This is a genomic window from Amycolatopsis kentuckyensis (assembly GCF_002155975.1).
Classification (GTDB): domain Bacteria; phylum Actinomycetota; class Actinomycetes; order Mycobacteriales; family Pseudonocardiaceae; genus Amycolatopsis; species Amycolatopsis kentuckyensis.
On sequence record NZ_MUMI01000149.1, the window covers coordinates 20,031 to 28,139 of the forward strand.

Genomic DNA, 8,109 nt, shown 5'->3' on the forward strand with positions numbered 1-8,109 from the left:
TCAGGCCAGCGGCCTCAGCACGCGGGACAGCCATTCGGTCGCCGCCCGGGAGATCGTCTCCAGGTCCTTGCCCAGGCTGTGGTCGCCGTCCACCAGCACCAGCTCCTGGTGCGGTCCCGGCTTCGGCCGCCCGAAGGGGTCGCGTTCGCCCTGGATCACCAGCGTCGGCACCTCGACCGCGTCGAACTCCGGCTGGCGCGTCTTCTCCGGCCGGCCCGGCGGGTGCTCCGGGAACGCGAGGCACAGCACCGCCACCGCCTGGCCCGCCGACGCCGTCCGGCAGGCCACCCGCGCCCCGGACGACCGGCCGCCGAACACGAACGGCAGGCCGTCGAAGCGCTCCGAAAGCTCGTCCGCCACCGTCAGCCACGCCGTGTCCAGCTGGTTCGCCGGGGCCGGCGCGCGGCGGCCCGCCACCCGGTACGGCTGCTCGACCAGCGCCACGTGCACGTCCGCCGCCTGCGCCGCGCGCGTCACCGCCACCAGGTCCTTCGCCCCGAGCCCGCCGCCCGCGCCGTGGCCGAGCATCAGCACGGCTTCGCCCTCCTCGGCGCAGTGCAGGTACACCCGCGCCGGGCCGTAGGCGGTCTCGATCGGGATGGCCGTCATGACTTCGGCGCGTCGAACAGGGCGCTCTCCTGCGCCGGGTCGACCCGCTCCAGCAGCTCGGGCCCGTTGTTGCGGACGTTGTTCACCTTGCTCGAGACCGGCCGCAGCTCCAGCGACGCCACGATGTCCTCGGGTGTCGGCACCAGCAGGTCGGTGACGTCTTCGCGGTCCGGGTCCAGCCAGCCGTCCCAGTGCGAGCGCGGCACGATCAGCGGCATCCGGTGGTGGACGTCGGTGAGCTGGCCGGCCGCGTCGGTCGTGATGATCGAGAACGTGATCAGCGGCGACGCCTTGTCGTCGTCCTTCGGCCGCCAGCTCTCCCAGATCCCGCCGAACGCGATCGAGGAATCGTCGGGCGCCGTCATGTAGAACGGCTCCTTCTCCTTGCCCGTGCGGCGCCACTCGAACCAGCCGTCGGCCGGCACCAGGCAGCGGCGCGACACCAGCGCGCGGCGGAAGGCGGGCTTCTCGGCGGCCGTCTCGGCGCGCGTGTTGATCATCCGCGAGCCGACCGACGGGTCCTTGGCCCAGAACGGCACCAGGCCCCACTTCATCATCCGCAGCGAGCGCTCGGCGGGCTCCTCCTCGAGGACCTGGCCGTCTTCGTCACGCGGGTGCCGCTGCACGACCGTGACCACGTTCTTCGTCGGCGCCACGTTGTGATCCGCCCGCGCGTGCCCCTCGGTGAGGTCGATCGCGTCGAACTCCTCGATCAGCTTCGCCGGGTCCTTCGTGGCGGCGTAGCGGCCGCACATGCGCCAACCTCCTCGTGCCGGAAACGTCCGGGACGCCATCGTTACACGCAGGCCAGGGCCGTGGCGAGCGACGTGGGATCATTCGGGTGGGCACCGGCACACGAGAGGACCACGGGTTTGGCGCGCAACGACTGGAGCAAGCTGGACGAGTCCGACGTCCGCGTGCGTCCGGGCAAGGGCACCCGGCCCCGCAGCAAGCGCCGTCCCGAGCACGCCGACGCCGTCACCGCCATGGTCATCGGCAAGGACCGCGGCCGCTGGACCTGCGCGATCGACGCCGATCCGGCCCGCGTGATCACCGCCATGCGCGCCCGCGAGATGGGCCGCACCCCGGTGGTCGTCGGCGACCGGGTCGGCATCGTCGGGGACGTTTCCGGCAAGCCGGACACCCTCGCGCGGATCGTCCGGGTCGACGAGCGCACCAGCTCCCTGCTGCGCACGGCCGACGACACCGACCCGTTCGAGCGACTGGTCGTCGCGAACGCCGAGCGCCTGCTGATCGTCACCGCGCTGGCCGACCCGCCGCCGCGCACCGGCTTCATCGACCGCTGCCTCGTCGCCTGCTACGCGGGAGGTGTCGAGCCGGTCCTGTGCCTGACGAAGGCCGACCTGGCCAGCCCGGACGAGCTGCTGGCGGGCTACGCGGGTCTCGACGTCCCGGTGATCGTCAGCCGGTTCGACGAACAGCCCGACGGCCTCGACGAGCTGCTGAAAGACCGTCTGACGGCGCTGGTCGGCCACTCCGGTGTCGGCAAGTCGACATTGGTCAACCGCCTGGTCCCGGACGCCGAGCTCGCCGTCGGCGTGGTGAGCGCGGTCGGCAAGGGGCGGCACACGTCCGTCGCGGCCGTGGCGCTGCCGCTGCCGGACGGCGGCTGGGTGATCGACACCCCCGGCGTGCGGTCGTTCGGGCTGGCCCACGTCACCGCGGACGACATCGTGGACGCCTTCGAGGAGTTCGCCGCGGCCGCCGAGGAGTGCCCGTCGGGCTGCGGGCACCTGGGCGCGCCCGAGGACCCGGACTGCGCGCTCGACGACGTCGTCACCGAAGGGACGGCGAGCCCCGAGCGGCTCGCTTCGCTGCGGCGCCTGCTGGCGTCGCGCGGCGGCCACGATGTGACCCGCAACACCGAGTCCTGAGACAACCCGGAACCGATCGCCGATCGTCACCGTCACATCGGTAACCATTCGCCCGTTCGGGCGATATCCCGAGCGGAAGATCCGATCCTGAGGGGAACTCAATGCGCAAGACCACCCTGGTCGCCGCGGGCGCGGCGCTGGTAATCACGCTGACCGCGTGCAGCGGCAACTCCGCCAACGGCACCGCCGAGCCGGCCGCCGCGGGCGGCCAGAGCCAGACCGACGGCCTCGCTTCGCCGTTCACCGACGCGATCCAGCTGGCGTCGGCGTCGAAGCAGGGCACCGAGAAGTCCAAGTCGGCGAAGTTCACCATGGAGGGCTCCGCCGCCGGCCAGACCTTGACCGCGAACGGCGCGATGGCCTTCGACGGCGCGGACACCAAGTTCTCGATGACGAGCACCGCGGCCGGCCAGACCACCGAGATGCGCATGGTCGACAAGGTCATGTACATCAAGCTGCCCGCCGAAGAGCAGAAGCAGATGGGCACGGACAAGGCGTGGGCCAAGATCTCGGCCGACGGCACCGACCCGCTGTCGCAGACGCTGGGCGGCATGCTCTCGCAGTCGGCGGAGCAGAGCGACCCGAGCAAGATGCTCGACCAGATCTCCAAGACGGGCCGGATCATCTCGTCCGACCAGACCGAGCTGAACGGCCAGAAGGTCAACCACTACAAGGTGGAACTCGACGTCGCCAAGGCCATCGACCAGTTCACCGGCCAGGTCCCGGCCGCGGCGCGCGAAAAGCTCACCGACATGCTCAAGGGCAAGGACATCAAGCTCCCGGCCGAGATCTGGCTGAACAAGGACAACCTGCCGGTGCAGGTGACCATGGACCAGGGCCCGATGATGCAGGCGCTGGGCGCGCCGGCCGGCGACGCGAAGTTCACGATGAAGTACAGCGACTGGGGCACCCAGGTCGACGTGACGGCCCCGCCGGCCGACCAGGTCGTCGACCTCGGCGAGCTGATCAAGAAGGCCGGTCGCTGACCGGACGACGCTGAGTAGCGGCGGCTCCCCCGAACGAGATCGGGGGAGCCGCTGTGTTTTTGTTGGCGCCATGCGCAAAGCCGCCGTGGTGCTGCTGTTCGCCCTGCTCGCCGGGGCGTGTTCCGCCCCACCGCCACGCCCGGCGTTCGACGACGCACGGGCTCTGGCGGACGCGGCCACGGCGGCCACGACGACCGGCGGCTCGGCGAAGTTCGGCACGGACGTCGCGGTCGGCTCGGTCCGGTCGAAGGGCCAGGGCCAGGCCCGGTTCGGAGCGGGCGGCACGGCCCAGGTGATGACGACGGACTTCCTCGGCGAGCCGGTGGAGCTGCGGCAGGTGGCCGGCAAGCTGTACGCGAAGGTGCCGGAAGGCTCGCGCGACGAGCTCGGCACGGCGAAGCCGTGGGTCGTGGTGGCGGCGGACGGGACGGACCCGTTTTCCCAGGTCCTCGGCGGCAGCCTGACGCAGCTGACCGAGCAGAACGACCCGGCGCACACGCTGGGCGAGATCCGCACGGCGGGCACGATCGTCGCGGCCGAGCGGGGGCAGCTGAACGGCGCGCCGGCGGAGCACTACCGCGTCGACCTGGATTTGGCCCGCCTGGGCCCGGACCTGCCGGCGGGACTGCCCGCGGACGCGGCGGGCCGGGTGGGCGGCAAGTTCCCGGTGGAGCTGTGGCTCGACGAGGCACACCGGCCGGTGCAGATCGTGCTGGACCTGTCCCCGATCCTCCCGGGCTCCGAGGCACGCATCACGACGCGGTATTCGGACTGGGGCACCCCGGTGGACATCCAGCCGCCGCCTGCGGGCGAGGTGGGGTGATGACCGCGGCCGGCCCCGCCTCCTTGGCAGCACCCAGGGCCCCTCGGCAGGACCCCATGGCCGCCCACGCGCAACCGAGCCCTGAACCGCGCGTTCTTCCTCGCCGCGTTCGCCGCTCTGGCAGACCCGACCAGCCGGGCTTACTACGACAGGAAGAGAGCCGGGGGCAAGCACAACGCTGCGTTGATCTGCCTGGCCCGGCGCCGCTGCCACGTCCTGTTCGCGATGCTGCGCAACCGCACCCACCATGAACCCGACCGAGTCCCGTTTGCGCATGCCGTCCTCGTCAGCCGCGGCTCAAGGCCGGTTGTCCACAGGCGACCACCATTGAGGACAACTCAGAGCAGCTCCAGCAGGAACGGCAGCTCCTGCGGCGCGTACCAGGCCAGCTCGTGATCCTCGGCGTCCCCCAGCGTGAACTCCGCGTCCGGGTCTCCCAGGTCCGCCGCGTCGATCACCGCCGCCGCGGCGGATACCGCCTCGGCCGCTTCCGGGGCGTCCACGTGGATCGCCGCCACTGCCGACAGGGGGATCGGGCCGCCGATGCGGACCACCGGCGCGTCCAGGTCCGGCCGCAACGTCACGCCCTCGACGTCCGCCGACACCACCACCCGGCGCGGCTCGCCCTTCTCCTCCGCCGCGATCAGGCGCAACGAGGCCCGGGCCGCGTCCAGCAACGCCGCGTACTCCAGCTCCTCGTCGGACCCGCTCACGTACGCCTCGCGCAACGCGGGTGTCAGCGCGAACGCCGTTCCGCTGCGGGCGCGGAACTCCCCCGATGTCTCGAGGTCGCGAAGCATCGCGATGGTCGCAGGCAGATAGACCCTCACCAGTGCGCACCCTTCAGCTCTTCCAGGGACTCTTCGATCATCCCGGCGACCAGGTCGACGTCGAACGCGGCCTTGCGGTCGCCGTTCAGTCCGAAGTAGACGCCGCCGTGGTAGGACGTCACCCCGATCGCCAGCGCCTGGGTGCGCATCAGCGGCATCACCGGGAACATCTCGACCAGTCTGGCCTCTCCCGCGTACATCGGCACCTGGGGGCCCGGTGAATTGGTCACCATGACGTTGAAGATGCGCCCGGACAGCGACCCCGCCGCTCGCGCGCCGAGCGAATGGAGCGTAGCCGGAGCGAAGCCGCCGACCTTGAGCAGGCCGCGGGCCGCCACCGAACGGCCCGAATCGAGGTGCTCGGCCATCGCGTGGCCGATGTGCTGGAGCCGCAGGACCGGGTTCGGCTCACCCACCGGCAGGTCCACCAGGTACGCCGCCACCTGGTTGCCGACCAGCCCCGGCGTCGAGTACGCGGGCGTCTCGGCGTCGCGGACCGCCAGCGGCACCAGCGCGCGGATCGTCGTGTTCGGCGTCAGCTGGACCTCGCGCGAAAGCAGCCATTCGCGCAGCGCCCCCGTGATGGCCGCGAGGACGACGTCGTTGACCGTGCCGCCGTGCGCCGCGCGGATCTTGCGGAAGTCCTCCAGCCGCGTCCGCACGACCGAGAACACGCGACCACCGGACACCCGGACGTTCAGCGGCCCCGGCGGCGCCGGGCTCACCAGCGTGCGCAGCGTCGACGCCACCCCGCCGACGGTCTCGGCGAACTTGCCCGCGGTCGCGAACGCGTCGTTCGCCGCCGACCGGACGTTCTCCACCACCTCGCCCGGCCGCTGGACGCCCTCGCTGATCGCGTCCAGCACCAGCTGGGTGCGGCTCGGCTCGCGGCGCGGCGTCCAGGTGTCCTCGAACGGCTCCGGCTCGGCCGGCACCGGGTCGAGGATGAGCTGGCCGAGGTCGATCGTGCCGACACCGTCCACAACGGACTGGTGGGTCTTCGTGACCAGGGCCACCCGGTCGCCGGCCAGCCCCTCGATGAAGTACGCCTCCCAGAGCGGCCGTTCCGGTGCCAGCCGGCGCGACATCAGGCGCGCGACCAGGTCGAACAGCTGCTCGTCGCTGCCCGGCTGGGGCAGCGCCGAGCGCCGGACGTGGTAGTTCAGGTCGAAGTCGACGTCGTCCACCCACACCGGGCGCGCCAGGTGGCCCGGCACCTCCAGCACGCGCTGCCGGTACCGCGGCAGGTACGCCAGCCGCCCGCCGATCAGGTCGACCAGCTGGGTGTGGCCGAAGCCGGAGCGCGGCCGCTCGAAGATCGCCACGCCGCCGACGTGCATCGGGGTCGCGTGGTCCTCGACGTACAGGAACGAGGCATCCAGCGCGGAAAGGCGGTCGGGCATGGGGCGATCCTTACACAATGCGAGACTGCTGGGTGTGGGTGATGAGTCGACAATCTCGCCGAAGGACCGCTTCCTGACCGTGTACGGCCGGAAGCCGGTGCTCGAGGCGCTGGCGGACGACGGCCTGCGCGTGGACAAGGTGATCCTCGCCGACACCGCCCGCGGCCCCGGCGCGGCCGAGATCCAGCGCGCGGCGAAGGACGCCGGCGTGCCGGTGCAGCGCGCCAGCGCCCATCGGGTCAAGGTGCTCGCCGGCAACGGCAAGCAGGACCAGGGCGTGCTCGCCGACGTCGTCGCCCCGCGGATGCGAGCGCTTTCCGCGGCGCTGGCCGACCGGCGCCCGCCGTCGCGGGTGCTGCTGCTGGACGGCATCACCACGCCGGCGAACGTCGGCATGATCCTGCGGACGGCGACCGCGGCCGGGCTGGAGGGCGTGATCGTGCCCCGGCGCGGCGTCGCGGCGCTGGACCCGCTGGTGGTCAAGGCGTCGGCCGGGGTGGCGTTCCGCGCGCCGGTGCTGCGCTGCGGCTCGGCGCGCGAGGCCGCGGAGCTGCTCACCGAAGCCGGCTACGGGCTCTACGCGCTGGGCGCGTCGGCTCGCACGACGGTGTTCGACGTGGACCTGCCGCAGCGCGCGGCGTTCGTCCTCGGCGGCGAGACGGCCGGGGTCGGGCCGGACGTCGGCGAGCTCGTCACGGAGTGGCTGTCGATCCCGATGCCGGGCGACGTCGAGTCGCTGAACGTCTCGGCCGCCGCCGCGGTGGTGTCGTTCGAGCTGGTCCGCCGCGCGCGCTGACCCTCACCCGGCGGGGAACAGCACCGCGAGTTCGTCCAGCGTCTCGCTGACCGACCGGTGGTGCACCCCGACCATGCCCGCCTGGACGGCGCCGCGGATGTTCGTCGCGGAGTCGTCGACGAACGCACAGCGCGTGACCGGCAGCCCGAGCCGCTCGGCCGCGATCAGGTAGACGGCCGGGTCCGGTTTGGCCACGCCGACCTCACCGGAAAACACCAGGGCGTCGAAATAGTCGAACATGGTGTTCTTGACCTCGTCCGACGCGCCGGGGGCGTTGGACAGCAGCGCGGTGCGGATGCCGCGTTCGCGCGCGGCCGCCAGGTAGTCGTAGAACCGGCCGGCGTCGGGATCCGTGAGAACTCCGGCGAAATCGACCAATAGCCCTTTCAGCACCCGGCACACCATAGCCGGGGCGGTGAAGCGTGTCGCGCAGAGTGGTCCGCTTACCGGATCCGCCGTCGGGAATCCACATTTCGGCGGTTCTCGCCCTGATCGAGCGATTCACGGGTCTTTTCCGGCCCGTTCTTGCCTCTAAGCGAATGCCGAGTCAGGGAGGGAAGGAAATGACCGAGGAACATCGGTTGCGAACGCTGGCCGACTGCGAGGTGCCGCGCCGGACGGGCCGTCCGGAGGAGGTGCCGCAGCGGGAGGAGGGCCGCTCCCGCTGCCCGGCGCCGAGACGGCTCGACGCGGGCGAAGTGGGTCACCTGCTGAACATGCTGCTGGAGGCGTACGACGGCCGCCGCCCGGCGGCCGTCGTACGCCTC

General features: G+C 71.9%; 9 protein-coding genes and 2 pseudogenes. 6 read left to right on the forward strand and 5 right to left on the reverse strand.

Annotated elements, in window-relative coordinates; all coding sequences use genetic code 11:
• Complete coding sequence (locus tag CCN39_RS15855; RefSeq protein WP_086842733.1) at positions 1-609, reverse strand: alpha/beta hydrolase family protein; 609 nt, start codon at positions 607-609, stop codon at positions 1-3.
• Complete coding sequence (locus CCN39_RS15860) at positions 606-1,364, reverse strand: SOS response-associated peptidase (protein ID WP_086842735.1); 759 nt, start codon at positions 1,362-1,364, stop codon at positions 606-608. Before CCN39_RS15860 ends, CCN39_RS15855 begins: the two co-directional genes overlap by 4 nt.
• A 117-nt stretch (positions 1,365-1,481) precedes the next feature.
• Between CCN39_RS15860 and rsgA the strand changes: the two genes are divergently transcribed.
• From rsgA to CCN39_RS15880, 4 genes and pseudogenes are all read left to right on the forward strand, one after another.
• Positions 1,482-2,504 carry a ribosome small subunit-dependent GTPase A gene (rsgA, locus tag CCN39_RS15865; protein WP_086842738.1) on the forward strand — a complete coding sequence of 341 codons (1,023 nt, stop codon included), beginning with the start codon at positions 1,482-1,484 and terminating at the stop codon, positions 2,502-2,504.
• A gap of 101 nt (positions 2,505-2,605) precedes the next feature.
• Positions 2,606-3,490 carry an SCO4651 family lipoprotein gene (locus CCN39_RS15870; protein ID WP_086842740.1) on the forward strand — a complete coding sequence of 295 codons (885 nt, stop codon included), beginning with the start codon at positions 2,606-2,608 and terminating at the stop codon, positions 3,488-3,490.
• A gap of 70 nt (positions 3,491-3,560) precedes the next feature.
• A complete protein-coding gene (locus tag CCN39_RS15875; protein ID WP_086842742.1) occupies positions 3,561-4,313 on the forward strand; it encodes an SCO4651 family lipoprotein in 753 nt (250 codons plus the stop codon).
• 72 nt (positions 4,314-4,385) lie between these two features.
• A pseudogene (locus tag CCN39_RS15880) lies at positions 4,386-4,565 on the forward strand (IS110 family transposase); the annotation flags it as partial.
• 86 nt (positions 4,566-4,651) lie between these two features.
• Here CCN39_RS15880 and CCN39_RS15885 read toward each other — a convergent pair.
• A complete protein-coding gene (locus tag CCN39_RS15885) occupies positions 4,652-5,143 on the reverse strand; it encodes a DUF6912 family protein (protein ID WP_086842744.1) in 492 nt (163 codons plus the stop codon).
• Positions 5,140-6,546: a WS/DGAT/MGAT family O-acyltransferase gene (locus CCN39_RS15890; RefSeq protein WP_086842746.1), complete on the reverse strand. Its 1,407-nt coding sequence runs from the start codon at positions 6,544-6,546 to the stop codon at positions 5,140-5,142. Before CCN39_RS15890 ends, CCN39_RS15885 begins: the two co-directional genes overlap by 4 nt.
• Positions 6,547-6,580: 34 nt before the next feature.
• On the opposite strand from CCN39_RS15890, the gene CCN39_RS15895 reads away from it, so the two are divergent.
• Positions 6,581-7,342, forward strand: a complete 762-nt coding sequence (locus tag CCN39_RS15895; protein WP_086842748.1) for a TrmH family RNA methyltransferase — start codon at positions 6,581-6,583, stop codon at positions 7,340-7,342.
• Between the two features lie 3 nt (positions 7,343-7,345).
• On the opposite strand, the gene CCN39_RS15900 is transcribed toward CCN39_RS15895, so the two are convergent.
• Entirely contained in the window at positions 7,346-7,720 is a 375-nt protein-coding gene (locus CCN39_RS15900; protein ID WP_086842750.1) for an HAD-IA family hydrolase, read from the reverse strand.
• Between the two features lie 185 nt (positions 7,721-7,905).
• Between CCN39_RS15900 and CCN39_RS15905 the strand changes: the two are divergent.
• Positions 7,906-8,109: pseudogene (locus CCN39_RS15905) on the forward strand (Rv3235 family protein); the annotation flags it as partial.

What these genes read in the sequence shown, in the direction of transcription:
- CCN39_RS15855 (WP_086842733.1), bottom strand. Translation starts at nt 609, where the DNA reads ATGACGGCCATCCCGATCGAGACCGCCTACGGCCCGGCGCGGGTGTAC.
- CCN39_RS15860 (WP_086842735.1), bottom strand. Translation starts at nt 1,364, where the DNA reads ATGTGCGGCCGCTACGCCGCCACGAAGGACCCGGCGAAGCTGATCGAG.
- CCN39_RS15870 (WP_086842740.1), top strand. Translation starts at nt 2,606, where the DNA reads ATGCGCAAGACCACCCTGGTCGCCGCGGGCGCGGCGCTGGTAATCACG.
- CCN39_RS15875 (WP_086842742.1), top strand. Translation starts at nt 3,561, where the DNA reads ATGCGCAAAGCCGCCGTGGTGCTGCTGTTCGCCCTGCTCGCCGGGGCG.
- CCN39_RS15890 (WP_086842746.1), bottom strand. Translation starts at nt 6,546, where the DNA reads ATGCCCGACCGCCTTTCCGCGCTGGATGCCTCGTTCCTGTACGTCGAG.